The sequence below is a fragment of the Tabrizicola sp. T74 genome, from assembly GCF_057219935.1.
This window is the reverse complement of the sequence record NZ_JBXVVT010000001.1, coordinates 42,584-69,249: the sequence shown is the minus strand read 5'-3', so window position 1 is coordinate 69,249 and position 26,666 is coordinate 42,584. Positions and strand designations below refer to the sequence as shown.

Here is a 26,666-nt window from a genome sequence, read left to right as displayed (position 1 = left end):
CGGCGGTCAGTAGCCCCGCGCGCGGTCGACCTGGTGGAGGAACGGTTCCCCGGCCTCGCCGCGCCGGATGTTCTCGGCGATCACGCGGGAGGAGGTGACGGCGCGGGTGTCGGCGGCGATGTGGGGGGTGACGGTGACCCTTGGGTGGGTCCAGTAGGGATGGTCCTGCGACAGCGGTTCCACGCGAAAGACGTCCAGCGTGGCGTGGCCGATGTGGCCCGCGTTCAGCGCAGCAAGAAGGGCGTCGTCGTCAATCAGCGCGCCGCGGCCGGGGTTCAGGATCACGGCGCCGCGCGGCAGGAGGGCCAAGCGGGCGGCGTTCAGGAGGTTCTCGGTCTCCGGCGTCTTGGGCAGGAGGGTGACCAGGATCTGCGCGGTGGAGAGGGCCTTCCGCAGCCCATGTTCGCCGTGAAGTTGGCCGGGTTTCTCGGTGCGGCTCCAGCCGGTGACGGGGAAGTTCAGCGCGCGGAGGGCGGCGGCGCAGGCGGAGCCGAGGGCGCCCATCCCGAGGATCGTCACCGGGCGCTCGCGGGCGAGCGGCGGGCAGGTCGGGTCCCAGACGCGACCGGGGTTCACGATGTGGCGGTCCATGCCGAGGTGGTGGCGGAGGGTGTGGCCCACTACCCACTCCACCATGCCTTCGGTCAGGCCGGGGTCGACCATGCGGGTCAGGGGTTGGGTGAGGGTCGGGTTGCCGACGATCCGCTCTACCCCGGCCCAGAGGTTCAGGACGGCCTTCGTGCGGGTGTAGGGGGTGAAGTCCTGCAGGGGCGAGGCGGGGGCGTAGACGATGTAGTCGACCGCCGCGGGGTCGGCTTCCAGGACGATGCGGGCGTCGATCCCGGCCTCGGACAGGGCCTGGGGCAGGGCGTCCTGGTATTCCGGCCAGAGGGCGGGGGCGGCGAAGAGGATCAGGGGCATGGGGGCATCCGGGGCGTCCACGGTGGACAGGATTTCGGGGCGAAGGATTTCAACAGGTTGGGCGCGGGCGTTAGGGATTTGTCAAGGGTTTCCCCGTGCGCGGGCGGCTGGCCGGGCGACGGACTTTTCGAAAAGTCCGGATCGGAGCCTTTGCAGGCTCCGGTCCGATTTCTTCGAAGAAATCGGCTACTGCCCCGCCGTGACCGCCGCATTCACCGCCAGCGCCAGGATGCCGGTGTTGTAGAAGAAGCTGGCCACGCCATGCACCAGAACCGCGCGGCGCATTTCGGGGGTGGCGACCTCGACATCCGAGACCTGGGCGGTCATGCCGATCGTGAAGCTCGCATACAGGAAATCCCAGGCGTCCGGATCGCCCTTGCCGGGGAAACGCATCCCCGGCCCCTCGCCGCGATAGTGCAGATGGGCATAGTGGAAAGCCGCCAGAACATGGATCGTTGCCCAACCGAGCGGCAGGCTGAGCAATGCCGCAAGTCGGGCGTAAAGGCTGCTGGCTTCGGCGCTTGTCACAAGGAAGATACCGGTGACGCTTGCCAGCACTGCGATAAGCGCCAGAAACAGGATCAGCGGCAGACCCTCGTCATCCGCTTCGGCTTGGCGACTGAGGTCGGAAGACGACAGGCTGCCGGCCAATCTCAGCATCAGCGCGATGTACAAGACAAAGAAGGCATTGACCCCGGCGAGAAGGTTGTAGACCTCGGGGCCCGGCAGAGCGTTGCTTCCAGCACCAACGCCCACCCCGACGATGAAGGCCAGCAGAAAGCGTTGATGGCGTCGAAGCAGGCTGCTCATGCCAGGTGCTTACCTCGGCCGATGAACATGCGCGCTTTGCACTAGGCCGAAGCCCACCAGAAGCACCATCATCGCCGACCCGCCGTAGGACAGAAGCGGCAGCGGCACGCCCACCACCGGGGCCAGGCCCATCACCATCGACAGGTTCACCGCGATGTAGAAGAAGAAGTTCGCCGCCACCCCGATGATCAACAGAGCCGAGAACCGGTCGCGGTTCTGCAGGGCCGCAACGATGCAGAAGCCGATGATCAGCGCATACAGGATCAGCAGCGAGAAGGCACCGATGAAGCCGAATTCCTCGGCCAGCGTGGTGAAGATGAAGTCAGTGTGCTTTTCCGGCAGGAAGTTGAGCCGCGACTGGGTGCCCTGCATGAAGCCCTTGCCGCTCCACCCGCCGGACCCCAGCGCAATCTTGGCCTGGATGATGTTGTAGCCCGCCCCCAGCGGGTCGGCGGCGGGGTCAAGGAAGGTGTCGATCCGTTTGTACTGGTAGTCGTGCAGGAACTGCCAGGGCGTGCCGCGCAGGGTGAAGACGCCAACGACGGCCGATACTGCCAAGGCAAGCACCGCTCCGAAGTACCAAAGCGAGACTCCGGCGACGAACATCACCGTGGCCCCGGCCAGAAGCAGCATCAGCGACGTGCCAAGGTTCGGCTGCATCAGCACAAGGATCGTGGGCGCCACGATCATCAGGACGGGCAACAGCACATAGAGAGGCCGCGACACCAGTTTGGGGTCAAGCCAGTCGTAGTAGACTGCCAGCAGCATGACCAAGGTGAACTTCATCATCTCGGACGGCTGCAGGCGGATGAACCCCAGGTCGATCCAGCGCTGCGCGCCCATCCCGACGTCGCCGAAGAATTCCACCACCAGAAGCAAGAGGAAGGCCACCATGTAGGCAATGCCCGACATCGACCGCCAGAACCAGATCGGGATCATGGCGACGATGAACATCAGCACCATGCCGACGGCAAAACGCTCCATCTGCGGCCGCGCCCAGGTGTCGAGCTTCCCGCCCGCGATGGAATAGAGCATCAGGAACCCGACCGAGGCGACGGCGGTGACCAGCAGGACCAGCGGCCAGTTCAGGTACAGGATCTTGCGGATGCCCGTCGGCGCAAACTTGACGCGGTATTCCAGAAAGCTCATCGCCCGCGCCCCTTCAGGTTTCGGTCTTCACGGGCGTCTGCCCGGTGACGGGGTCGCGCAAGGGCAGTTCCTTCAGCATCGTCTCGATCCGGCCGCGCTGGCTGGAGGGGTAGGCCTCCAGCGACGGCAGGCCGTCCGACATCGCGCGCAGCAGGACATCGCGCGCGATCGGGGCTGCGGCGGTCGACCCGCCGCCGCCATGTTCCACCACGACCGAGATCGCATAGCGCGGCGCGTCATAGGGCGCATAGCCCACGAACAGCGCATGGTCGCGGCGGTTCCAGGGCAAGTCCTCGTTGGAAATCACCCCGGCCTCGCGTTCGGCCTTCGATATGTTCCTGACCTGGCTGGTGCCGGTCTTGCCGGCCATCACCATGGTCGGTTCGACGATGCGGCTGGATTTCGCGGTGCCGTGTTCGCCGTTCACCACCTCGTACATGCCCGACCGGATCTTCGCCAGGTATTCCGGCGTCACATCCAGCGGAGGGGCCTCGGGGGTTGGCAGTTCCTGGTCGTTGACCATGCGCACAAGCCGCGGCTCGACCGCACGGCCACTGGCAAGCCGCGCGGTCATCACCGCCAGCTGCAAGGGCGAGGACAGGACATAGCCCTGCCCGATCGAGGCGTTGATCGTGTCGCCGATCCGCCAGTCCTGCTTGTGCCGTTCCAGCTTCCAGGCCTTGTCGGGCATGTTGCCTTCGGTGATGGCCGACATCGGGATGTCAAAGCGCTGGCCCAGGCCCAGCTTGCGGCCCATCTCGGCGATCTTGTCGATGCCGACCTTCTGCGCGATCTCGTAGTAATAGACGTCGCAGCTTTCGGACAGGCTGCGTTCCAGCCCGACCGTGCCGTGGCCTGCGCGCTTCCAGCAATGGAACCGGCGTTCGCCGAATTCGATGTAGCCGGGGCAGCGGACCTTGGTCTCGGCATTGGCGACGCCTGCCTCAAGGGCGGCCAGGGCGGTGACCATCTTGAAGGTCGAGCCGGGCGGATAGGCGCCGGACACGGTCTTGTTGGCCAGGGGGCGGTGGTCGTTTTCCGTCAGCAGGTTGTATTCGGTATGGCTGATGCCGCGCACGAAGAGGTTCGGGTCAAAGGACGGTGACGAGGCGATGCAGATGATGTCGCCGTTGGTGACGTCGATCACCACCACGGCAGCGCTTTCGGTGCCAAGCCGGGCCTGGGCAAAGTTCTGGATGTCGGCGTCGATGGTCAGCCGGACGTCATTGCCCGGATTGCCCTCTTGCCGTTCCAGCTCGCGCATGACTCGCCCGGCCGAGTTGACCTCGATCCGTTTGGTCCCGGCCTCGCCGCGCAGGGTGTCTTCCATCCATTTCTCGACGCCGATCTTGCCGATCTGGAACTTGGGGATGCGCAGGAGGGGGTCGGGTGTGTCCACCCCTTCCAGGTCCTTGTCGGACACGGGGCCGACGTAGCCCACGACATGGGCGAAATCGGTGTCCAGGGGATAGCGGCGGGACTGGCCGACCTCGGGCACCACGCCGGGCAGCGCAGGCGCGTTGACCGCGACCTTCGAGAAGTCGTCCCAGCTTAGCCGTTCGGCCACGGTCACCGGCACGAAGGCCGACAGGGCGTTCACCTCTTCGATGGCCTGGTTCATCTCTTCGGCGGTCATCGGGATGATGCTGGCAAGGCGGCGCAGCACCAGCCCGACATCGCCTGCCGCCTCGCGCGTGATGACGACGCGGTAGTTCTGTTCGTTGCCGGCGATGATCTTGCCGTTGCGGTCCTGGATCAGGCCGCGTTCGGGCGGGATCAGGCGGATGTTGATCCGGTTTTCCTCGGCCAGCAGCTTGAACTCGTCGGCCTGGTCGACCTGCAAATAGCGCATCCGACCGCCCAGGACGGCGATCATCGCGGCCATCGCCCCGCCCAAGAGCAGGGTGCGGCGGTTCAGCACTCGGTTGCTTGCCTCTGTGTCGCGGGCGGTCCGTCTCACAGCCGTCTCCCGAAATCGTCCACTTCACCGGTCGCAGGCTTGCGCAGGTCCAAGGCCAGCCGCGACAGGCCCACGACCACCGGATAGACCGCGATCGACCACAGGACCTGCACGATGACAAAGCCGAAGGGGGCTTGCGGCACGAAGGCAAGGCCAAGGGTCAGCCGGTAGACCAGCATCATGCCCAGCATCATGCCCGAGACCAAGAGCCATTCGACGAGGAAACTTAACTCTCGCGTGAGCGCGATGCGCCCCCGCAGGAATTCGGTCGCCAGGATCACGATGGCGGTCCACAGGCCCGGCGGGCGCATCAGGATCAGGTCCTCGACCAGGAAGACCAGCAGGATCAGCGGCATCGGCAGGAAATCCGGGCGGCGGACGATCCAGGCGAGCGTCACGCAGACCAGAAGGTCGGGGCCGGGCAAGGCCCCCGGCGCATTGCCGAGCGGCAGAAGCCGCACGAACAGAAGCACCAGCGCGATGGCCAGGAAGAGGCCACGGAAGATCCATTGCTCTTGCCGCCAGAACTCACCCATCGACGGCCTCCGGGGTCGGGCCTTCGGCATCGCCGGACCCGGCGGCCTCGACATTGCCGCCCTCGGTCTCAGCGGGCGGCGCGCCTGCCGCAGCCTCGGCAGCACCGGCTGAGGTGTCGGGTGTGGGGTTTGCCGCGGGCGGCGCCACCAGGCTGCCGGGGTCGGTGATCGGTTCCAGCTCGTGGCTGCGCAAGACGCGCAGGAATTCCAGCCGCTGGAAGTCCGCTGACAGCACGACCCGGAGCCGCTTGTCATTGCCAAGCGCCACCTGGCCGACCAGGAGGCCCGCCGGGAACACCGCCCCGTCGCCCGAGGTCACCACCCGATCCCCCGGACGCACCTCGTCGGTGTCCTCGATGAACTCCAGGGGCGGCAGGGGCGAGTTGTCACCGGACAGAAGCGCCTTCTGCCCGGAGGGCTGGATGGTGACGGGGATGCGGCTGTTGGAATCGGTGACGAGGATCACCCGGCTGGTGCGTGCGCCGACGCCCGAGATGCGGCCCACAAGTCCGATCCCGTCCATCGTGGCCCAGCCGTCACGAATGCCGTCGCGTTCGCCCACGTTCAGAAGCACCGACTGCCGGAACGGGCTGCCGCTGTCGGCCATGACGACGCCGGTGACATGAGTCAGCTTCGGGTCCAGCCGCACGTTGTTCAGGTCCAGAAGACGCGCATTCTTCTGTTCCAGCTGCAGAGCGGCCTCTTTCCAGGCCTTCATCTGCTGCAGTTCCCGCTTCAGCTCCTGGTTCTGTTCGTAGATCCGGGTGTAGCTTTGGAAATCGTCGATCATGCCTGCGACCGCCGTGACCGGGGCCATCGCCCAGTCGAAGTTCGGCACCACCGCGTCGATCAGCGCTGCGCGAAAGCGTTCCACCCGCGGGCTGTCGATCCGCCAGAGGAGGAAGAAGGCCAAGAGGACCAGCACCGCCAGCCAGACCAGAAGCCTGCGCAGGGGGCGCGAGTATTCCTCGGGTGCGGTACGGTTCTTGGCCACGTCTCAGCCTTCCATCGCCGCGGGACCGGCTCAGGTGTCGTAGTCGATCACATGCCGAAGCTGCTTTTCGTATTCCAGCGCTTTCCCGGTGCCCAGGGCAACACAATTCAGTGACTCGTTGGCCACGCTGATCGAGAGGCCCGTCTGTTCGCGCAAGCTGAGGTCGAGCTCGCCCAGCAAAGCCCCGCCCCCGGTCAGCATCACGCCGCGGTCGACGATGTCGGCGGCCAGGTCGGGCGGGGTGGCTTCCAGCGCCTGCATCACCGCATCGCAAATTTGCTGCACGGGTTCGGCGAGCGCCTCGGCCACCTGGGCCTGGTTGATCTCGGTTTCCTTCGGGACCCCGTTCAAGAGGTCACGGCCCCGGATGGTCATCGACGACCCGCGCCCGTCGTCGGGCATCCGCGCCGTGCCGATCGAGGTCTTGATCCGCTCGGCAGTGCTTTCGCCGATCAGCAGGTTCTGATGGCGGCGCAGGTAGGAGACGATGGCCTCATCCATCCGGTCGCCGCCGACGCGGACGGACCGGGCGTAAACGATGTCACCCAGCGAAAGGACCGCGACCTCGGTGGTGCCGCCGCCGATGTCGACGACCATGTTGCCGGTGGGTTCGGTGATCGGCATGCCCGCCCCGATGGCCGCCGCGATGGGCTCGGCAATCAGCCCCGCGCGCTTGGCGCCCGCCGAGAGAACCGACTGGCGGATGGCGCGCTTTTCGACGGGCGTCGCGCCGTGGGGGACACAGACGATGATCTTGGGCTTCGAGATGGTGGACCGCTTGTGCACCTTGCGGATGAAATGCTTGATCATCTCTTCCGCCGCCTCGAAGTCGGCGATCACCCCGTCGCGCATCGGGCGGATCGCCTCGATGGTGCCCGGCGTCCGGCCCAGCATGAGCTTGGCATCCTCGCCCACTGCGAGGACAACCTTCTTGCCGTCCTTGTTGTGGTAGGCCACCACTGACGGCTCGTTCAGCACGATCCCCTTGCCGCGGATGTAGACCAGCGTGTTCGCGGTCCCGAGGTCGATGGCCATGTCGGATGAGAACAGGCTGGGGAAAAGCGACATGAGCGGTCCTTTGGTGGTCTCTGGGGCAAGCAACAGGTTTGGCCCCGACTCGGGCGGTCCGACGGGGCGTCTTCTTATAAGGGCATGGGAGCGACAAGCGAAAGCCCTGCCGGTTCCGTTCCGCACACTTCCGCGTGCTTGCATAAATACGACAAGTATACCCCGTTTTCCATGAAGTGTGACGAAGTCACTTGTGTTTTTCCGCTATTCTTTTCTTCTGCCACCTACCTGTGCGCCTTTCGAGCGCACTGGACATGGGCCGGGATGGGTCCAAGGCATCCGACGGGAATCGGCCCAGGTGATGTCCTGCCCGTCCCGTCGGGGGTGACAGTTACCTGTGAAACGCGTGGTCTGCGGCTGAATTCGGTTCAGCTGCGATTGCGGGTGCAATGCAAGCAAGCGATGGAAAGTGCGATCGGCGGGTGCTATCCAGCCCGCGGCCGCGGATGAGGAGAATGCGGGTTGAAAGTCATCAGACGCCTGAAGGTCAAGGCAAAGCGGCTGCGTGAGCGGGTCATCGCCCTTGCGACACCAAAGCCGAAGCCGCACCTTCCGGTCCTGGACATGGTGTCGATCTCGATGGTGCGCAACGAGCAGGACATCATCGAACCCTTCATCCGCCACCATGCCGCGGTGATGGATCTGATGTTCATCCTCGACAATCGTTCGACCGACCGCACGCGGGCGATCCTGCAGGACCTTGCGCGCGAACTTGGCAACGTCATTGTCACCGACTGCCCCGACGAGGGCTACAACCAGTCGCAGATCATGTCGTCGGCGCTGCAAAGCGTGCAGGCCGCCGTCTTCGCCGACTATGTGTTCTTCCTGGACGCCGACGAGTTCTTGCCGACCCGGTCCAAGGCTGACGTCCTGAACGCCCTGCGCGTGGTCCCGAAAGAGGGCATGGCGCTGATGCCGTGGAAGACGATGGTTCCGGACCCTGGCATTGCGGAAGACCAGGTTCCCGACCCCCTGCATCGCCTGAAATGGCTGCGCTTGATCGAGAAGCCCAGTTACAGCAAGGCGGTGCTTGCGGCGGCGGGCGGCGTATTGCCGGACCTGAAGGTTGCGCAGGGCAACCACTCCATCTCTGACGGCACCGGCAAACCACTGCCCGCTTTGGTCCTGCCGGACCTGCCACTTTACCACATGCCGCTTCGGTCCAGCGAACAGCTTGCTGCAAAGGGACTGATCGGCTGGCAGTCGAACCTGGCGCGGAAGGACCGCCAGCCCGAGATTGGCGAAGCCGCGCAGTGGAAGCGCCTGCATGATCTGGCCCAGGCCGGGCAGCGCCCCTCCACGCAGGACCTGACGCAGGAAGCGCTGCGCTACGCCGGCGCCGTCGAGGCGCCTGTCTTCGAAGAGGCCGTCGTCCCGTTCGATCATGGTGTCCGCGTCGAGCGGCGGTACTCCGATGGGCGCTTTGCCGTGGCCGAAACGCTGCTGGCGGATGCAGCCCGCTTTCGCTATGAAGACTTCCCGGTCCCGGCCCGCCCGCGCAGTGACACGGCCAACACCGGAATTGCGAACGCGTTCGACAGCGAGTGGCACTGGGACCTCTTGTTCGTCGATGTCGCGCCGATCCGCTGGATCATTGAACGGGAACGTCCGGCCTCGATCCTGGACCTTGGCTGCGGCAATGGACTTTACCCGCGGCTCTATCAGCATCTGGGCGTGGATGACGTCCTGGGTGTCGACGGGCTGGACCTGTCGGCAACAGTGCTGGACGACCGCACCTACCGCGAGTTTGACCTGCAGAAGCCCTTCGACGCCGGTCGCCGCTTTGATCTTGTGGTCTGCCTGGAGGTTCTGGAACACCTTTTCCCTGAAACCAGCGAGGTGCTTCTGGACTCGATCGCGCAGCATGCAACCGACACGATCCTGTTTTCCATGGCCGAACCGGGCCAGCCCGGCAACGGTCACATCAACTGTCTGAGCATCGACAAGGTGCTGGAGCACTGGGAAAAGCGCGGCTGGTATCCGGACCTGGGCCAGACGCTTGCGATGCGGGGGCTGGCGACGATGTCGTGGTTCCGCCGCAACATGCTGGTCCTGCGCCGAACAAGGGATGCGCGCTACCCGGACGCTGCCGCCCGGCTACGGCGGATCGGGTCGCTCGGGTACACCTGGTACGGGCAAGGCTCTGGTGTCCGGTCCTTCGCCTTCCAGGAGCCTTTGCCGCGCGCGGAGGATGGCTATGGCATCCTTCGGAAGCCGCCGCCCAAGATGATCGGTTGACCGATGGCGCGGACGGGCGTGGCAGGTCGGGTGGCGCTGGTGACGGGCGCCGGGGCGGCGGGCGGGATCGGTTTCGCCATCGCCCGCACGTTGGCTTCGGCGGGTGCCAAGGTCTGCATCACCGCCACGACCGACCGCATCCATGCCCGGGGGGCAGAGCTTGGCGTGATGTCCCACATCGCAGACCTGACCGACCCCGGCCAGGTGGCAGACCTGTTCCAGGCGGTCGAGGCGCAGCTGGGCCCGGTGGAGATCCTGGTGAACAACGCGGGCATGGTGCAGACCGGCCGCGACGTGCCGCGCGGGCACCTGGCCGACTGGTCGGACGGAATTTGGGCGCATCACATGGCGCTGAACATCAACACCACCTTCCATTCGTGCCGCGCTGCCCTGCCCGGGATGGCCGCGCGTGGCTACGGCCGGATCGTCAACATCTCCTCGGTCACCGGGCCGGTCGTAACCATCGACGGCTCCTCGGCCTATGCCACGGCCAAGGCCGCGATCACCGGGATGACGCGGTCCATCGCGCTGGAATACGGGTCGCACGGGGTGACCTGCAACGCCGTGCTGCCCGGCTGGATCGCTACCGAAAGCTCCTCCGCCGATGAGATCGCCGCCGGAGGCCGCACCCCCGTCGGTCGCCCCGGCACCCCGGACGAGGTCGCGGCCTGCGCGCTGTTCCTCGCCTCGGACCAGGCCTCCTATGTCACCGGCGCGATGCTGGTGGTGGACGGCGGGAATACCTTGCAGGAAATGAAGGGCTAGTCCGGCGCGGCCCCGGCAAAGGCGGGCAGGCAGGGTTCGGCCGGGTCCCAGGGGACGGTGCTTGCCGTGTGGATCGAGAGCTCCGGGACGAACCGCTCCACCGGACCCAGGCTGCCCGCATAGAAGATGCGAAACCCGGGGGCCGAGCCTGGGATGGAATAAGCCCGCGCGCCGCAGGTCGGGCAGAAGTGCCGGGTGATGCCGCCGCCGTTGGCGGCGGTGTCCGCATAGCTGGCGGTCTGGCCTTCCAGCGTCACGCGGTCCGCCTCGAACCCCATGAAGGGTGTGCGCCCGCAGCCCGAGATCCGGCGGCAATGGTCGCAATGGCAAAAGCCCTGAAAGTCGCGAGCGCCCTCTGCCACCCAGCGGAACTGGCCGCAGTGACAGGCGCCATGCAGCTGGTCAGGCATCCAGGTCCTCCGCGCGGATCGGGGGCAGGTCGTCGATGACCAAGAGGCCCTCGGGCTTCAGCACCTGTCGCAGCACCTGCCGCGCAGGCGTCCCGTCGTGTCGTCCGTCCAGCACGCCGACCCGCTGGGCATAGGCCAGGTCGAACCGCGGTTCGCCGTCCTGCAGGGCAAAGTCCTCGATGGACGAGACGCGGAATTCCAACCGGCCCGAGGCGATCTCGGGGCCCGAGCCGCGGATCGCCTGGGCGATGGCGGTTGCCGACCGGTCGATGGCGATGATTTTCCCGTCGCCGATCCGCGCCGCCACCGCCCGGGCCGCGACGCCGGGGCCGCAGCCGATTTCCAGAACCCGCATGCCGGGGGTCAGCGGCAAGGCATCCACCGCGCGCTGCAATCGGTCGGACATCTGTGGCATCGGTGCTCTACCTTTGGTTCGCCCCTCAACTGCCGTCGGCGCGGACGGTTCCCAACCGCACCGGGACCGCCTTCAGCGGGTGCCGATAGCACTCGCGCTCCTGCCGGGGTGCGGCCCGACCGTGGACCAGATCGCGCAGCTCGGACCGTTCCAGGCCAATGTCCTTCAGCATGCGATCATTCAGGCCTGCAAGCTTGGCCAGATCCCCCTCGGCGCGCCACCAGGTTTTCAACCGTTCAAACATGTCAGCCTCCATCCTTTGGGAAGGCCCGGTTGTGCCACAGCAACATTCCTGCGATAATCCGACAATATCAGAATGGCTATTTAAGCAGAGGTAATGAATGCGCGGCAGCGACTACGCGGAATTGCGCGCCTTTGCCGCCGTGGTGCGGCACGGCAGCTTTACCCAGGCGGCGGCGCATCTGGGGGTGTCGCCCTCGGCCCTGTCGCAGACCATCCGCGCGCTGGAGGATCGGTTGGGCCAGCGCCTCTTGAACCGGACGACGCGCTCGGTCGCCCCCAGTGCCGCCGGGCAGGCGCTGGCGGAACGGCTGCTGCCGGTGCTGGACGATCTGGAGGGGGTGGTGGACACCGCCTTCGCCGCGGCGGGCGAAGTTTCAGGTCCCCTGAAGCTCAACGTGGTACGGGTGGCTGTACCGGCGCTGGCCGAGATGCTGCCCGCCTTCCTGGCCCGACACCCCCGCGTGACCGTGCAGGTCGAGGCGAGCGATGCCCTGGTCGACATCGTGGCCCAGGGCTTCGACGCTGGTATCCGTCTGGCCGAGCGGCTGGAGGGCGACATGATCGCGGTGCCCTTCGGCGGCGCGCTGCGGATGGCCGTTGTGGCTGCCCCCGCTTACCTGGCGGGCCGAGAAGCTCTGCAACATCCCCGCGACCTGGAGGCCCATGAGTGCCTTGTCTCTCTCGCCCCATCCACGGGAACCCCCTACCGCTGGGAGCTGGACAAGGACGGGGTCGAACTGCGGGTGCCGGTGACGGGTCGGCTGGTCGGCTCGGACCTGCGCCTGCGGCTGACGGCCTGCCTTGCCGGGGTGGGGATCGGCTATTTCTTCGAAAGCGAAGTGGCCGAGCCCATCGCCGCGGGCCGTCTGGTGCGGCTTCTGGACGACTGGACCCCGCCGTTCCCGGGCTGCTACCTCTACTACCCCAGCCGCCGCAACCAGTCCCCGCCGCTTGCGGCCTTCGTGGACTACGTGCGGGAAAGGGGGTGTGGACAGCCCTTTCCAAAAGGTTAACGTCCACGGGATAGGTTTTTGGAATCAGAGGTTTGCCCGAAATGTCCACCGTGGACACTTCGGGCCATTCTCACTCGGCGTGGTAGGTGACGGTCTTCACGTCGTCACCCGGGGCCGTCTTCTGCCGCCGGACGATGAGGCGGTTCAGCGCGTTGATATAGGCCCGGGTCGAGGCGACGATGGTGTCGGTATCGGCCGAGGACCCCGTCACGATCCGCCCGTCTTCCTGTAAACGGACCGACACGGTGGCCTGCGCGTCCGTCCCCTCGGTCACCGCGTGGACCTGGTAGACCTCGAGCCGCGCCTTGTGGGGGAAGAGCATCTTCACGCAGTTGAACGCGGCATCGACAGGCCCGTCCCCGGTCGCGTCGATGTGGTGGTCCTTGCCGTCGATCGACAGGACCATCTCGGCTTCCTGAGGGCCATCCGTGCCACAGACGACCCGCAGCTTCTTCAGCTGGAGGAACTCGTAGGCATCGTTGGTCTGCTCATCGCTGACCAGCGCAATCAGGTCGTCGTCGTAGACTTCCTTCTTGCGGTCGGCGAGCGCCTTGAAGCGGACGAAGACGTCGTTCAGCTGGTTGTCGGCGAGGTCGAAGCCCAGTTCCTTCAGCTTGGCGCGCAGGGCGGCCCGGCCCGAATGCTTGCCCATCGCGATGTTCTTCTGGGTCAGGCCGATGTCTTCGGGCCGCATGATCTCGAAGGTCTGGACGTTCTTCAGGACCCCGTCCTGGTGGATGCCGGATTCATGCAGGAAGGCGTTCTTGCCGACGATGGCCTTGTTGAACTGGACCGGGAAGCCCGAGACCTGGGAGACGCGGCGGGAGAGGTTCATGATCTTGGTCGTGTCGATGCCCGTCCGGAACGGCAGGATGTCATTCCGGACCCGCATGGCCATCACGACCTCTTCCAGCGCCGTGTTGCCCGCGCGTTCGCCGAGGCCGTTGATCGTGCATTCGATCTGCCTTGCCCCGGCTTCGACGGCGGCGAGGGCGTTGGCGGTCGCCATGCCGAGGTCGTTGTGGCAGTGAGTGGCGAAGATGATCGTGTCGGCGCCGGGGACGCGTTCGAGGAGCATGCGGATGATCTTCGCCGACTCCATCGGGTAGGTGTAGCCGACGGTGTCGGGGATGTTGATCGTCGTGGCGCCGGCCTTGATCGCGATTTCGACGACGCGGCAGAGGTAGTCGGGCTCGGTCCGGGTGGCGTCCATGGGCGACCACTGGACGTTGTCACAGAGGTTGCGGGCGTGGGTCACCGTCTCGTGGATCCGGTCGGCCATCTGGTCCATGTCGAGGTTCGGAATCGCGCGGTGGAGGGGGGAGGTGCCGATGAAGGTGTGGATGCGGGGGGAGCGGGCGTGCTTCACCGCCTCCCAGCAGCGGTCGATGTCCTTGAAGTTCGCGCGGGCGAGGCCGCAGATGGTGCTGTTCCGGCTCCGCTTCGCGATCTCGGTCACGGCGGCGAAGTCGCCTTCGGAGGCAATGGGGAAGCCGGCCTCGATGATGTCGACGCCCATCTCGTCGAGGAGGGAGGCGATCTCCAGCTTCTCTTCATGGGTCATGGTCGCGCCGGGGCTCTGCTCGCCGTCGCGGAGGGTGGTGTCGAAGATGACGACTTTATCTTGGGTCATGGTGGGGTCCTTTTCTTAGCTTTGGCCGGGGGGGGGCGCTGGTCACCTCTGAGCGGTCGCGCCCGGGGGCACGCTCAGAGGCGGCTAAGAAGGAGGAGACCACGGGGCAGGAGAGGCCGCGAGACGGCCCCGAGGGAGTGGATATGTCGGCCCCTGATCATGGGGGGCGACTATACGGGGGAAATCGGGGAAGGGAAGGGGGTTTCTTGGGGGCGGGGGCCGCAAGGGACTCCGGTGTGGTGTCCACGGTGGACAGATGGGGGTAAGGGGTTGATTTTGCTGGGGAATGGGTGTGGACGGTAAGGGTTTGTTAAGGGGGTGGTTAATGGGAATAAACAAGGCAAAATCTCTGAGCTCTCTTCGAGACCACCGCTGCACACATCCCTTGATTTCGCAATCGCACCTCCTTAAATTGCGATCAGAGCGATTGAAAAGTAGGTCAAAAAATGACAATTGACGAGTTCATTGATCGGGTTCTGAGGGAATCCTTTAAGTACAAGTTTGTCTATCACTTCACTGATAGGCCTAACTTAGAAAGCATTCGAAAGCACGGGCTTCTATCGAAAGCCGAATTGGAAAGGCTGTCGATAGTGCCCACTAATCCTGGCGGTGACGTGGAAAGTAGGCATTCTGACCAACGCCTTGGGAACTACGACAAGGTAAGCCTTGCTTTGTCTCCGCAACATCCAATGGCAAAAACCTGCAAAGCTGATGGGCGGCATCCGGATCAAGTTTTTCTGCCGATTAGCCTAGAGGTGCTCAAGATTCCTGGCGTTGTCTTTTGTGATGGAATGGCAAATTCTCCCGCCTCTCGGCGGTTGTCAGTTGAGGAAGGTATCAACATCATCGACTTTGAGACCTTCTATACTAATCACGGTAAGCCCTATGCCGAGGTCCGGCACCTTGTGGAAGCGCAAAGAAAATTCGAGATCCTCGTTCCCAATAGGGTCGATCCAAGTTTGATCGGAAAAGCCTTCTAATGGACTGTTGAGTTGGCGATAAGACCCATATTTAGGCCACTTCAAGGCAGGAAGCTTTCCGAAGGCCGTTTCGGTGGCGGCCCTTTGGTTGAAGCAATTGATATTGAGATTTCCTGGCATGGTGGCTTTGCCGTTTCCCAGAAACAGAAGAATGTATACGAGTTACACAAAAAAGCTCGATCTATGGGCATTTACCCTGTCTTGGAGGTGTCGACAAAATCGCCAGATGAAGTTGGGCGTCGGCTCTCCGCATTTAGTTTGAAGATCGAAGTTGATGGTGTGATGCGATCGTTGGAAAGTGCTTACCAAAGCTCAAAAGTCTTCTCACGATCAGGGCAGCATAGCGAAGTGTTAGAGCTTGGTCCTTTTGAAGCAAAGAAAAGGATAAGAGAACTAGGAGAAGGTTCAATTGTGAAGTTTCGGTTCTTGGGGAGAGATTTCGAGACGGAACCAAAGAACGCATTCTATGATTGGCTCTACCTGAGAGCGATTGCGCCGTACGAAGAATGGATCAAGAAGAATCTGGATTATGCAGCGTATTCTGATATCGAATTTACGCCAGGAAAGTCAATTAACTGCCAAGCGCGCGCGGTGGCGGAGTTCCAAGCTCTCTCGATGAGAGGTAGGGCAATCGAATGTGCGCGTGATTTTGATGAGTTCAGAACATTGTTAGCTATGGCCCAACGCGAAGATACGCTCTGAATACCTTCCGCCAGTTGTGGTGGTTCATCCCATGGCCCGGAATAAAGTACGAAGCCCGCCGGGCCGCGCCCTCCCCACTGCCCGGCCACGGGCCGGGCGTTCTTCGCGGAAATCCTCCACTGCAGGATTTCTTTTCGCTCATCACCCCCCGGGAGGGCGCGGCCCTATTGTTGCGAGGGGTGGGTGGTGGGGTGGTGCGCCATGAATGCGCACCCTACGGGCGTGTCCGGGCGGGGAGTTCGGTGGCTGGCCGTGTATGGATCCCCGCCTGCGCGGGGATGACAGGTGGGCGCGGGGATGACAGGGGGGGAGGGAGTCGGGCTGAAGCCCGACCTACGGGGTGCGCGTTTGGGGCGGCCTCACACCCCCATATGCCGCACCCGCGCGCCCCATTCGATGGCGGCGGCGTGGAGGCGGTCGATCTTCAGCTCCTCGCGGACCTCTTCCAACATGCGGAGCTCGACCTGGGAGTGCCTCCCGTCCGCGGTGACCACGTCGCAGGCCAGGGCATAGGCGGTCTCGTAGAGGCGCTCGGGCAATGCCTCGCGGATCAGGCCGAAGAGGGCGGCGAGGCCGTCTTCTTCCTCGAACAGGTCGAACACGGTGCGGGTGACGCGCTGGATGCGGTCGGGGTCGTAGGTGGCGAAGGCGGGCATGTGGTTGACCATGCGGGTGATCGCCACCAGCTCGGCTGTGCGCATGTTCTCGTCCGAGGCGGAGCAGGCGACCATGACGGCCACAAGCGCGTCTTGGGGGGACATGGCGGATTCGGGCATTGGGCGGCTCCTGACACGGGTTTGGCTGGCAGATTATTGACGGGGGGGCGGGGGGGCAATAGAGGACGGGCGGTCGGGGGTTGGCCCCGTTTCAGGAGAGATGCGATGAGTGCGTTGCGCGATGCGGCGATGAATTCGAAGGCCTGGCCCTTTGAAGAGGCCCGCGCGGTCCTGAAACGGTACGAGAAGGCGCCGCCGAAGAAGGGGTATGTGCTGTTCGAGACGGGCTATGGGCCGTCGGGGTTGCCGCATATCGGGACCTTCGGGGAAGTGGCGCGGACGACGATGATCCGGCGCGCCTTCGAGATCATCAGCGACATTCCGACGCGTCTGATCTGTTTCTCGGACGACGTGGACGGGATGCGGAAGGTGCCGGAGAACGTGCCGCAGCAGGAGATGCTGCGCCAGCACATGCAGAAGCCGTTGACCTCGGTCCCGGACCCCTATGGCGAGTTCGAGAGTTTCGGGCACCACAACAACGCGATGTTGCGGCGGTTCCTCGACACGTTCGGCTTCGAGTACGAGTTCATCTCGGCCACGGAGTTCTACAAGAGCGGGCGGTTCGACGACACGCTGCGGCTGTGTGCCGAGCGGTATGACCGGATCATGGCGATCATGCTGGCGTCGTTGCGGGAGGAGCGGCAGCAGACCTACAGCTGCTTCCTGCCGATCCATCCGGAGACGGGGCGGGTTCTGTATGTGCCGATGAAGGAGGTCAATGCGAAGGACGCGACGATCACCTTCGATGACGAGCAGGGCCGTGAGTGGACGCTGCCGGTGACGGGCGGGCATGTGAAGCTGCAGTGGAAGCCGGACTTTGGTGCTCGGTGGGCGGCCCTGGATGTGGACTTCGAGATGTACGGGAAGGACCACTCGACGAACACTCCGATCTACGACGGGATCTGCGAGGTGCTGGGGGGGCGGAAGCCGAACCACATGACCTACGAGCTGTTCCTGGATGACCAGGGGCAGAAGATCTCGAAGTCGAAGGGGAATGGGCTGACCATTGATGAGTGGCTGACCTATGCGGCGACGGAGAGCCTGTCGTACTTCATGTACCAGAAGCCGAAGACGGCGAAGCGGATGCATTTCGACGTGATCCCGCGGGCGGTGGATGAGTATCACCAGCAGCTGAAGGCCTATCCGACGCAGGACGTGGCGGGGCAGGTGAACAACCCGGTGTGGCATATTCATGGGGGGAAGCCTCCCGAAAGCCGGATGGTTGTCAGCTTTGGGATGCTGCTGAACCTGGCCTCGGTCGCGGCGGCGAAGGATGCGGCGGGGTTGTGGAAGTTCATCCGGCGCTATGCTCCGGAGGCGTCGCCGGAGACGCATCCGGACCTCGATGGGGCGGCGGGGTTCGCGGTGCGGTATTTCGCGGACAAGATCGCTCCGACCCGGGGGTTCCGTCTGCCGGACGCGAAGGAGCGGGCGGCGATGGAGGACCTGGTCGGGCGGTTGAAGGCCTGGGACGGGGGGCTGGACGACGAGGCGCTGCAGTCGATGGTCTTTGCGGTGGGCAAGGAGCACGGGTTCGAGCCGCTGCGCGACTGGTTCAAGGCGCTGTATGAGGTGCTGCTGGGAGCCTCGGACGGGCCTCGGTTCGGCGGGTTCATCGCGCTTTACGGCGTCGAGGAGACGGTGGCGCTGATGGAGCGGGCCTTGAAGGGCGAGCTGGTCGGCTGACGGCTTCGGCTTCCGGTGGTATCCTTCGCGGCAGGTTGCGGCGGAGGGTGCTATGGGGCGCGAGGCGGAAGGGCATGCGATCTGGCGGGGCGCTTCCGGCGCGGTGAAGGCCTATCTTGAGAGCGACGGGATCATCCTGCGGGGTGAGGTGCGGGGGAAGTTGCCTCGGGCCGGTCTGATGGGCTGGCGGGTCGAGGGGGAGGACCTGCGTCTGCGCTCGGATGGAGAGTCTTTGGTCCTGACGCTCGGGGCGAAGGAGGCGGCGGCCTGGGTGAAGGCGCTGGAGAAGCCGGTGCCGTCGCTGGCGCAGAAGCTGGGAGTGTCGGCGGACGCGCGGGCCTGGGTGATGGGCGGGCCTGCGCCGGAGGAGATCGCGGTGGCGGTCGCCGGGGCAAATGCCGCGGGGCCAGAGGGCGCGGCGGTGATCGTCGCGGTTTTGACGGGCCCTGGTGATCTGGAGGCGGCTTTGGCCGCGGGGCGCAAGACCGGCCTGCGGGTCTGGTGCGTGCATGGCAAGGGCAAGGGGGCTGCGGTGCCGGATGCGCGGGTGCGTGAGGTGTTCCGGGCGGCGGGCTGGATGGACATCAAGACGAGTGCGGTGTCCGAGGGGTTTTCTGCCACGCTGTACCGGCCGCCTCTGTGACGGGCGGCCCCCCACCCCATCCCTCCCCCACGGAGGGGGGAGGGAGGCGTTTGCGGAGGCGGCGGTGCGCCGAATGTGGCGATGGCGCGGGTTGTTATGGGGGCCTCCGGCAGGAGTATTTGGCAAAGGGCAAGGGGATTGGCGCCGTGCCTGGGCGCGTGGGGCGTTGACTTTGGGGCGGGCGGTCTAGGTTTGCCTCAGGGGACGTCCGATCACGGAGCACTTGCCAATGCGCAATCGTCTTTATGCTGTCTTGCTGTCTGCCGTCCTGGCGCTGCCTGCCACCGCGCAGGAAGAGCCGATCCAGAACACGATCCAGAGCCAGATCGACGCCTTCCTGGCCGACGACTTCGCCCGCGCCTTCACCTTTGCCAGCCCGACCATCAAGCAGATGTTCGGCACGCCCGAGAATTTCGGGGCGATGGTGAAGAACGGCTATCCGATGGTCTACCGGCCCTCGACCGTCGAGATGCAGGACCTGCGCGAGATCGCAGGGAACCTGTGGCAGCGGGTCCGGATCGTCGACCAGGCCGGGGCAGGCTGGTATCTGGACTACATGATGGTCGAGACGGCGGAAGGCTGGCAGATCAATGCCGTCCAGCTGATGCCCGCGCCGGATGTGGGTGCCTGAGCCGGGTCGTCTGAGGCTTTTTCTCAAGGACAGTCGCAGTTGGGGCGTTGCAACCCCCTCCCTGGCCCTCCCCCTGGCAGGGGGAGGGGACGCGGGGTGGTGACGGCAGTTTGCCGACCCTGACCGTCGCGCAGCTGTTGCGCGGGTGACCTTGCCAGCGCGCGCTGCCCTAAGCCCCGGTCAAGCCTTCCTTGTTACCCACTTTGCCCCATGGCGGCGCGGTTTGTCAGAGGTGGCCCTTCGGGGTCCTGACGCATCGCGCGTAGGCCGGTGGCGCGAAGCGAGGCAAGGGAAATCGAAGATGAACAAGGCTATCACTGACGGGCTGGTCCTGATGCCGCCGCCGTTCTCGGCAGGCCTCAACCTTTGGTCGCGCGAGGACGGGACGCCCGGCTCGGGGTCGTACCAGGGCCAGCCGAACGCGGCGCTGGTGTCGAACGACCAGGACTTCGGCGGCTGCCTGGAACTGCAGAAGACCGAGGCCACGCAGAAGGTCCGGTCCTTCGCGCAGACCCCGATCCAGCCGGGGCTGTACCTGCAGGTGACGGTGCGGCTGAAGGCAGTGTCGGGGAACCTGCCCTCGGTCCGGATCGCGGCCTGGGCGGGGGATATCAACGGGCAGAACGTGGTGGGCCTGCCACAGACCGGGCCGTCGGTGGCGCTGACGACCTATGGCCAGGTGGTGACTGTGAGCGCGATCATCTCTCCGGCCAGCCGGACCGGGGTGACGCTGCCCTGGTCCTTGCAGTCGATCTATGCCCATGTCGGCCTGGACCTGACGGGGGCGAACGGTGGCGTCGTGCGGATCGACGACATCGTGGTCGAGGACGTGACCAACGTCTTCATCCGCAAGCTGATGGACTGGGTCGACGTGCGCGACTATGGCGCGCTGGGCAACGGGACGACGAACGATGCTCCGGCCTTTCTGGCAGCGGATGCCGATGCGCAGGGTCGCGAGATCCTGGTGCCGTCGGGGACGTTCCGGCTGACGCAGGACGTCACGATCAACAGCCGCATCCGGTTCGAGGGCACGCTGTCGATGCCGACGAACCGCCGCCTGGTGCTGACGCGGAACTATGACCTGAACACCTACAGCCAGGCCTTCGCGACCGAGCTGGAGGGTTTCCGGCGCATGCTGCAGGCGCTGTTCTACTTCACCGATTACGTGACGCTGGATCTGTCGGGCCGCCGGGTCGACATCACCGGGCCGATCGACGTTTCGGCGCTGTGCGGGCTGACGAACTTTGGCAACCGCCGCGGCATCCGCAACGGGTCGCTGAGTGCAGTGCCTGGGCCGGCCTGGGCGACGGAGGATACGACCTCGATCGGGACCTACGCGACATCGGCCAACCTGACGCTGACCGGGGTGGCCAACGTGGCCAACATCCAGGTCGGATCGCTGGTCATTGGCACCGGAGTCGGGCGCGAGGTCTATGTCACCGCGAAGAACGTGGCGGCGGGCACCCTCACGCTGAGCCAGCCTCTGTACGCTGCGGTGGGGACGCGGACCTATACCTTCCGCCGGTTCAAGTACATGCTGGACTTCAGCGGGTTCGAGCTTTTGTCGCGGTTCGAGTTCGAGGATATCGAGTTCAACAACAACGGCGTCGGCTCGGCGGTGATGCTGCCGGTCTCTGGCAACACCCAGCGCTTTGTGTCCTGCACCTTCAACAGGCCGCAGGACAGGGGCATCACCTCGCTGGGGGAAGGCTGCCAGGGCATGTTCGTCGACATGTGCCAGTTCCTGTCGAACGAACAGTCGATTGCGGTGTTGGACCGGACCTCGATCGCGCTGAACATCAACGCGAACGACACCAAGCTGCGCAACAACCGGGTCGTGCGCTTTGCGCATTTCGCCATCGTCCATGGCACAGGCCACCTGATCCACGCCAACCACTTCTTCCAGGGCGACAGCGTCGGGTCGGGCCTACGCCGGGCCGGGCTGGTGTTCACGCAGACGAACGTGTCGACCGTGGTCACCGGCAACTACATCGACAACTGCCATATCGAATGGGGCAACGAACATGACTCGGATCCGGCGGAGAACGGCGAGTTCTCGTTCGGCGGCCTGAACATCGTAGGCAACGTGTTCATCGCCTCGGACACGATCCCGGCCTACCGCTGGATCGTGATCAAGCCCTATGGGCCGGGGCATTTCATAAGCGGGATGTCGATCACCAACAACAGCTTCCGTTGCTTTGGCCTGACCGTTGACCGGGTGGAGGTGGTGGACTCCTCTTTCGCGACGCTGGACTTTACCAGGTCCCGCAACGTGCGGGTCGAGGGGAACAGCTTCAACGGCGTGGCCCAGTGGATCATCAACCCGGTGCAGGTCGTGCATAACCAGAACACCGCAGCCGAGACGTGGAACGTCAGCGCGGGCGGGTTCGTGCCGTTCGGCGGGCGGATCCGGATGGTCGAGTCAGTGGCACCGGAGGGGATCATCCTGAACGCCTCGAACGCGGCGCGCTATGTCTTCCCCTATTCGGTGCCGGGCACCGGGGCGGGGGGCAACGAGGCGCAGATCCGCTGGGGCGAGGCGGTCCGGGGCCGGGCGATTGTCACCATGCGGATGGACGTGCCGGCCTGATCCGGGGAAAAGGTTTCGGCGACACTTCTGGCGGGCGGTCCTGCGGGGCCGCCCGTCTTCACAGGTCCTCGGGCGCGATGTGGAAGGCGCGAGCGAAGCCGCCGTTCAACAGGGCCGAGATCGGGGTCAGGCGGACGAAGGCGAAGTCGGGCAGGTCGATGTAGATCGTGGCCTTCGGGTTCTGCTGCAGCCAGCGGTCGCGGAGGCCGGGGCGGGCGGGGTCGTCGGGGGCCACGAAGGCTGCCCGTGCGCGGATCATCAGGCGGGGGTGGGTAAGGGGATCGCCCTTGTCGCCGACCTCGCCCAGCATGAGCGCGCAGTCGGGCCGGTCGCGCAGCGCGCGGAAGTGCGGCGCAAGCCCCGAGACGAGCGTCAGGAGCCCTGCCTCGGGGTCGCGGTGAAAGGCGATGCGGCTGATCCCGGGAGTGCCGGTGTCGGGGTCCTGCCACGCCAGCGCGGCATGGCCAAGCCCCAGAAGCTGGTGGGCCAGGGTGAGGGCATCCTCGGTCGCGGTCTGGACGGGGTCGGGGCGGGTGGTCATGGCGATTGACAGCGGGGTCGGGTGGGGCGTTATCCTGTGCCCAATCGATAGGCCGGGATCATGTTCGGCACAAGCCAGAGCCCCGAATTCACTCCGAAACTCCTGACCGTCTGGCGCGAGGGCTACGGCCTGGCCGCGCTCCGTGCCGATGCGCTGGCCGGGCTGACCGTTGCGATCGTGGCGCTGCCCCTGTCGATGGCGATCGCGATCGCGAGTGGGGTTGGGCCCGAGCGCGGGCTGTATACGGCCATCGTTGGCGGCTTCCTCGTCTCGGCGCTGGGCGGGTCGCGCTATCAGATCGGCGGGCCGGCGGGGGCGTTCATCGTGCTCGTCTCGGCCTGTGTCATGGCAACGGGTTTGCAGGGGCTGATCCTGGCGACCTTCCTTTCCGGGCTGGTCCTGATCCTGGCCGGGGTGCTGCGCCTGGGGACCTACATCCGCTATATCCCCTATCCGGTCACGGTGGGCTTTACCGCCGGGATTGCCGTCATCATCTTTGCCAGCCAGCTGCGCGAGATCTTCGGGCTGACCTTGCTCGGGGGCGAGCCGGCCGAGATCCTGCAGAAGGTCGAGGCGCTTTGGGCCGCGCGGGATACGGTGACGCCTGCCGCCCTGGCCATCGCTGTCCTGACCGCAGGGCTGATCCTGGGTTTGCGGCGGGTCCGACCGCACTGGCCGGGAATGCTGATCGCCGTCACGCTGGCCGGGGCGCTTGTCGCGGTGTTCCAGTTGCCGGTCGCGACCATCGGCAACCGGTTCGGAGAACTGCCGCATTTCCTGCCGATGCCTGTCATGCCGGGCCTGTCCTGGGCCGAGGTTCAGATCGCGCTGCCCTGGGCGCTGAGTTTCGCGCTGCTCGGGGCGATTGAATCGCTGTTGTCCGCAGTGGTTGCGGACGGGATGTCGGGCGCGCGGCATCGGTCGAATGCGGAACTAGTGGCGCAGGGGGTGGCGAACATCGGGTCGAGCCTCTTTGGCGGGTTCTGCGTCACCGGGACCATCGCGCGCACCGCGACCAACGTGCGGGCGGGGAGCCGGGGGCCGGTGTCGGGGATGCTGCATTCGGTCTTCCTTCTGGTCTTCATGGCCGTCGCGGCACCCCTTGCCGCCTATATCCCGCTTGCCGCCCTGGCGGGTGTGCTGGCCGTCGTCGCCTGGGGCATGGCCGAACGGCATGAGTTTGCGGCGCTGCTGAAGTCGTCCCGGGGGGATGCGCTGGTGGTCAGCGTGACCTTCCTTTTGGTCGTCTTCCGCGACCTGACCGAAGGGATCGTGGTGGGCTTTGCCCTGGCGGGCCTGGTGTTCATCAAGCGGATGTCCGAGACCGCCGCGATGCGCCCGCGCGAGGAGCAGCTGGAGACCCCGCGGCCTGACCGGGTGGTCTATCACCTGGAGGGTCCGTATTTCTTTGGCGCCGCGGCGCAGTTGGGCAGTGTCCTGGACCGGATCGCCGAAAGCCCGCGCGTGCTGGTGCTGGAGATGTCGGGCGTGCCGCTGATCGACAGTTCCGGCGCGCGGGGGGTGCGTTCGCTGGCCGCGCGGGCGCACAAGCGGGGCGGGCGGCTGTTCCTTGTGGGCTTGCGCCCGCCCTTGCGCCATCAGCTGGAGGCACAGGGCCTGCGCGAGCCGGAGGTGCGGTTCCTGCCCGATCTGGCGGCGGTGGACCGGCTGCTCGACGTCGGGTCCGAATCGACCTGACACTTCCGGAACCGGGCCGGCACCCCCGTTTGCGCTAACGGATTCCGCGGTCACGCCTGCTCACGCCCGCGTGAGGCGCATCGGGTTGAAAACCAAGGGGATTTCGGGCCGCCCTTTTCAGGTCTTTACAGTATTGACGGCAAAGGGGTCAATAAATTTACAGAAATATGATGCAGAATTAGGGGGTTACACGATTCTTCACAAAGTGGTAACATTATGGCGGGAGAGAGCGTTCCGCGGGACGGAATGACAGCAGTCGAGGGGTCATTGGCCGGGCCCCATCGGCAAGGAGGATCGCCATGACCGACCAGAGTGCCCGGAAATCCATCTACCCTGCATCGCCCGATTTCGTGGCGAAAGCCCATGTGGATGCGGCAGCCTACGAGGCGCGGTATGCGGCCTCGGTGAAGGACCCTGAGGGGTTCTGGGGCCAGGAAGGGCTGCGGCTGGACTGGATCAAGCCTTACACGAAGGTCAAGAACACCTCGTTCGCGCCGGGCAACATCTCGATCAAGTGGTTCGAGGATGGCGTCCTGAACGTCAGCGCCAACTGCATCGACCGCCACATGCTGACCCGAGCGAACCAGACCGCGATCATCTGGGAACCCGATGATCCGAAGGAACCCGCGCAGCACATCACCTATGCGCATTTACTTGAGCAGACCTGCCGCCTGGCGAACGTGCTGAAGGCGCATGGCGTGACCAAGGGCGACCGGGTCGTCCTTTACATGCCGATGATCCCCGAGGCCGCCTATGCGATGCTGGCCTGTACGCGGATCGGGGCGATCCATTCCATCGTGTTCGGGGGCTTCTCGCCTGACGCGCTGGCGAACCGGGTCAACGACTCTGAGGCCAAGGTCGTCATCACTGCCGACTGGGCTCCGCGCGGCGGCAAGAAGACCGGGCTGAAGGACAACACCGACAAGGCGCTTTTGCATTGCTCGGACAAGGTCAAGGTGCTGGTGGTCAAGCGGACCGGGGACCAGACGAGCTGGGTCGATGGCCGCGACTTTGACCTGACGGCAGAGATGGCGGCGGCCAAGCCCTATTGTCCGTATGTCGAGGTCGGCGCGGAAGACCCGATGTTCATCCTGTATACCTCTGGGTCGACGGGGAAACCGAAGGGCGTGGTGCATACGACGGGGGGGTATCTGGTCTATGCGAGCCTGACGCATCAGGTGACCTTCGATTACCATGACGGCGACATCTTCTGGTGCACGGCGGACGTGGGCTGGGTCACGGGGCACAGCTATATCGTCTATGGCCCGCTGGCCAATGGCGCGACGACGCTGATGTTCGAGGGCGTGCCGACCTACCCGGACGCGGGCCGCTTCTGGGAGGTCTGCGCCAAGCACAAGGTCAACCAGTTCTATACCGCGCCGACCGCGATCCGCAGCCTGATGGGCCTGGGGCCGGAGTGGGTGGAGAAGCATGATCTGTCCAGCCTGAAGCTTCTGGGCTCGGTCGGGGAGCCGATCAACCCCGAAGCCTGGTCCTGGTACAACACCCATGTCGGCAAGGGGAAATGCCCGATCGTGGATACGTTCTGGCAGACGGAAACCGGCGGGCACATCATCACGCCGATCCCGGGCGCGATCCCGCAGAAGCCGGGGAGTGCCACGAAGCCGTTCTTCGGTGTGAAGCCCGAGGTCCTGGACCCCGCGACCGCCAAGGTGCAGACGGAAACGGCGACCGAGGGCGTCCTGTGCATCACCGACAGCTGGCCAGGACAGATGCGGACGCTGTGGGGCGACCATGCGCGGTTCGAAGAGGCCTATTTCAGCCAGTACAAGGGCTATTACTTCACCGGCGACGGCTGCCGCCGCGATGCGGACGGCTATTATTGGATCACGGGCCGGGTCGATGACGTCATCAACGTCTCGGGCCACCGGATGGGCACGGCCGAAGTCGAAAGCGCGCTCGTGGCGCATGAGGCGGTGGCCGAGGCGGCGGTCGTGGGTTACCCGCACGACATCAAGGGGCAGGGCATCTATGCCTATGTCACGCTGATGAAGGGAATCGAGCCCTCCGAGGACCTGCGCAAGAAGCTTGAGGCCTGGGTCCGGACCGAGATCGGCCCGATTGCCAAGCCCGACCTGATCCAGTGGGCCCCGGGCCTGCCGAAGACGCGGTCCGGCAAGATCATGCGCCGCATCCTGCGCAAGATCGCCGAGAACGACTTTGGCGCGCTGGGCGATACTTCGACGCTGGCCGATCCGTCGGTCGTGGACGACCTGATCGCCAACCGCATGAACAAGGGCTGA

General features: G+C 65.1%; 24 protein-coding genes. 11 read left to right on the top strand and 13 right to left on the bottom strand.

The window, feature by feature from the left end:
- Positions 1 to 6: 6 nt before the first annotated feature.
- The 7 genes from AC2EAL_RS00335 to AC2EAL_RS00305 all read right to left on the bottom strand — a co-directional run bounded on the left by AC2EAL_RS00335 (position 7) and on the right by AC2EAL_RS00305 (position 7,438).
- Positions 7 to 921, bottom strand: a complete 915-nt coding sequence (locus AC2EAL_RS00335) for a 2-hydroxyacid dehydrogenase (RefSeq protein ID WP_484722184.1) — start codon at positions 919 to 921, stop codon at positions 7 to 9.
- 186 nt (positions 922 to 1,107) lie between these two features.
- A complete protein-coding gene (locus AC2EAL_RS00330) occupies positions 1,108 to 1,731 on the bottom strand; it encodes a DUF1345 domain-containing protein (RefSeq protein ID WP_484722183.1) in 624 nt (207 codons plus the stop codon).
- Positions 1,732 to 1,740: 9 nt separating this feature from the next.
- Positions 1,741 to 2,880, bottom strand: a complete 1,140-nt coding sequence (gene rodA, locus AC2EAL_RS00325; RefSeq protein WP_484722182.1) for a rod shape-determining protein RodA — start codon at positions 2,878 to 2,880, stop codon at positions 1,741 to 1,743.
- A 13-nt stretch (positions 2,881 to 2,893) separates the two neighbouring features.
- Positions 2,894 to 4,840, bottom strand: a complete 1,947-nt coding sequence (mrdA, locus tag AC2EAL_RS00320) for a penicillin-binding protein 2 (RefSeq protein WP_484722181.1) — start codon at positions 4,838 to 4,840, stop codon at positions 2,894 to 2,896.
- Complete coding sequence (locus AC2EAL_RS00315) at positions 4,837 to 5,376, bottom strand: rod shape-determining protein MreD (protein ID WP_484722180.1); 540 nt, start codon at positions 5,374 to 5,376, stop codon at positions 4,837 to 4,839. The genes mrdA and AC2EAL_RS00315 overlap by 4 nt, the downstream gene beginning before the upstream one ends.
- On the bottom strand, positions 5,369 to 6,370 hold the full coding sequence (gene mreC / locus AC2EAL_RS00310) for a rod shape-determining protein MreC (RefSeq protein ID WP_484722179.1): 1,002 nt from the start codon (positions 6,368 to 6,370) through the stop codon (positions 5,369 to 5,371). The genes AC2EAL_RS00315 and mreC overlap by 8 nt, the downstream gene beginning before the upstream one ends.
- Positions 6,371 to 6,400: 30 nt before the next feature.
- On the bottom strand, positions 6,401 to 7,438 hold the full coding sequence (locus tag AC2EAL_RS00305) for a rod shape-determining protein (protein WP_128515005.1): 1,038 nt from the start codon (positions 7,436 to 7,438) through the stop codon (positions 6,401 to 6,403).
- A 462-nt stretch (positions 7,439 to 7,900) separates the two neighbouring features.
- Between AC2EAL_RS00305 and AC2EAL_RS00300 the strand changes: the two genes are divergently transcribed.
- Positions 7,901 to 9,676: a glycosyltransferase family 2 protein gene (locus AC2EAL_RS00300; RefSeq protein WP_484722178.1), complete on the top strand. Its 1,776-nt coding sequence runs from the start codon at positions 7,901 to 7,903 to the stop codon at positions 9,674 to 9,676.
- A 3-nt stretch (positions 9,677 to 9,679) separates the two neighbouring features.
- The gene (locus AC2EAL_RS00295; protein ID WP_484722177.1) at positions 9,680 to 10,441 is read left to right on the top strand and encodes an SDR family NAD(P)-dependent oxidoreductase; all 762 of its coding nucleotides are present in this window, start codon (positions 9,680 to 9,682) and stop codon (positions 10,439 to 10,441) included.
- On the opposite strand, the gene AC2EAL_RS00290 is transcribed toward AC2EAL_RS00295, so the two are convergent.
- Genes AC2EAL_RS00290 through AC2EAL_RS00280 form a run of 3 tightly spaced genes read right to left on the bottom strand, consistent with a single transcriptional unit; the run spans position 10,438 to position 11,510 of the window.
- Positions 10,438 to 10,851, bottom strand: a complete 414-nt coding sequence (locus AC2EAL_RS00290) for a GFA family protein (RefSeq protein ID WP_484722176.1) — start codon at positions 10,849 to 10,851, stop codon at positions 10,438 to 10,440. The two genes, AC2EAL_RS00295 and AC2EAL_RS00290, sit on opposite strands and share 4 nt — an antisense overlap.
- The gene (locus AC2EAL_RS00285) at positions 10,844 to 11,257 is read right to left on the bottom strand and encodes a class I SAM-dependent methyltransferase (RefSeq protein WP_484722175.1); all 414 of its coding nucleotides are present in this window, start codon (positions 11,255 to 11,257) and stop codon (positions 10,844 to 10,846) included. Before AC2EAL_RS00285 ends, AC2EAL_RS00290 begins: the two co-directional genes overlap by 8 nt.
- A gap of 34 nt (positions 11,258 to 11,291) precedes the next feature.
- Positions 11,292 to 11,510 carry a DUF1127 domain-containing protein gene (locus tag AC2EAL_RS00280; RefSeq protein WP_484722174.1) on the bottom strand — a complete coding sequence of 73 codons (219 nt, stop codon included), beginning with the start codon at positions 11,508 to 11,510 and terminating at the stop codon, positions 11,292 to 11,294.
- 97 nt (positions 11,511 to 11,607) lie between these two features.
- Between AC2EAL_RS00280 and AC2EAL_RS00275 the strand changes: the two genes are divergently transcribed.
- A complete protein-coding gene (locus AC2EAL_RS00275; RefSeq protein ID WP_484722173.1) occupies positions 11,608 to 12,522 on the top strand; it encodes a LysR family transcriptional regulator in 915 nt (304 codons plus the stop codon).
- A 70-nt stretch (positions 12,523 to 12,592) separates the two neighbouring features.
- Here the strand turns inward: AC2EAL_RS00275 and AC2EAL_RS00270 are convergent, their stop codons facing one another.
- Positions 12,593 to 14,155 (bottom strand): 2-isopropylmalate synthase, encoded by a 1,563-nt coding sequence (locus tag AC2EAL_RS00270; protein WP_484722172.1) that lies wholly within the window; start codon positions 14,153 to 14,155, stop codon positions 12,593 to 12,595.
- Positions 14,156 to 14,601: 446 nt separating this feature from the next.
- On the opposite strand from AC2EAL_RS00270, the gene AC2EAL_RS00265 reads away from it, so the two are divergent.
- On the top strand, positions 14,602 to 15,135 hold the full coding sequence (locus tag AC2EAL_RS00265) for a DUF7002 family protein (RefSeq protein ID WP_484722171.1): 534 nt from the start codon (positions 14,602 to 14,604) through the stop codon (positions 15,133 to 15,135).
- 12 nt (positions 15,136 to 15,147) lie between these two features.
- Positions 15,148 to 15,837, top strand: a complete 690-nt coding sequence (locus tag AC2EAL_RS00260) for a DarT1-associated NADAR antitoxin family protein (protein ID WP_484722170.1) — start codon at positions 15,148 to 15,150, stop codon at positions 15,835 to 15,837.
- Between the two features lie 359 nt (positions 15,838 to 16,196).
- Here AC2EAL_RS00260 and AC2EAL_RS00255 read toward each other — a convergent pair whose 3' ends face one another.
- Complete coding sequence (locus AC2EAL_RS00255; RefSeq protein WP_137111449.1) at positions 16,197 to 16,613, bottom strand: tellurite resistance TerB family protein; 417 nt, start codon at positions 16,611 to 16,613, stop codon at positions 16,197 to 16,199.
- Between the two features lie 105 nt (positions 16,614 to 16,718).
- Here AC2EAL_RS00255 and AC2EAL_RS00250 point away from each other — a divergent pair, with 105 nt between their 5' ends.
- The 4 genes from AC2EAL_RS00250 (at position 16,719) to AC2EAL_RS00235 (ending at position 22,163) form a co-directional block, all read left to right on the top strand.
- The gene (locus AC2EAL_RS00250) at positions 16,719 to 18,299 is read left to right on the top strand and encodes a lysine--tRNA ligase (RefSeq protein WP_484722169.1); all 1,581 of its coding nucleotides are present in this window, start codon (positions 16,719 to 16,721) and stop codon (positions 18,297 to 18,299) included.
- 52 nt (positions 18,300 to 18,351) lie between these two features.
- Complete coding sequence (locus AC2EAL_RS00245) at positions 18,352 to 18,942, top strand: hypothetical protein (protein WP_484722168.1); 591 nt, start codon at positions 18,352 to 18,354, stop codon at positions 18,940 to 18,942.
- Between the two features lie 253 nt (positions 18,943 to 19,195).
- Positions 19,196 to 19,573, top strand: coding sequence for a DUF4864 domain-containing protein (locus AC2EAL_RS00240; RefSeq protein WP_484722167.1), 378 nt, complete (start codon positions 19,196 to 19,198; stop codon positions 19,571 to 19,573).
- Between the two features lie 301 nt (positions 19,574 to 19,874).
- Positions 19,875 to 22,163, top strand: coding sequence for a right-handed parallel beta-helix repeat-containing protein (locus tag AC2EAL_RS00235; protein WP_484722166.1), 2,289 nt, complete (start codon positions 19,875 to 19,877; stop codon positions 22,161 to 22,163).
- Positions 22,164 to 22,221: 58 nt separating this feature from the next.
- On the opposite strand, the gene AC2EAL_RS00230 is transcribed toward AC2EAL_RS00235, so the two are convergent.
- A complete protein-coding gene (locus AC2EAL_RS00230; protein WP_484722165.1) occupies positions 22,222 to 22,704 on the bottom strand; it encodes a pyridoxamine 5-phosphate oxidase in 483 nt (160 codons plus the stop codon).
- Positions 22,705 to 22,764: 60 nt separating this feature from the next.
- On the opposite strand from AC2EAL_RS00230, the gene AC2EAL_RS00225 reads away from it, so the two are divergent.
- On the top strand, positions 22,765 to 24,402 hold the full coding sequence (locus tag AC2EAL_RS00225) for a SulP family inorganic anion transporter (RefSeq protein WP_484722164.1): 1,638 nt from the start codon (positions 22,765 to 22,767) through the stop codon (positions 24,400 to 24,402).
- Positions 24,403 to 24,701: 299 nt separating this feature from the next.
- Positions 24,702 to 26,666, top strand: a complete 1,965-nt coding sequence (gene acs, locus AC2EAL_RS00220) for an acetate--CoA ligase (protein WP_484722163.1) — start codon at positions 24,702 to 24,704, stop codon at positions 26,664 to 26,666.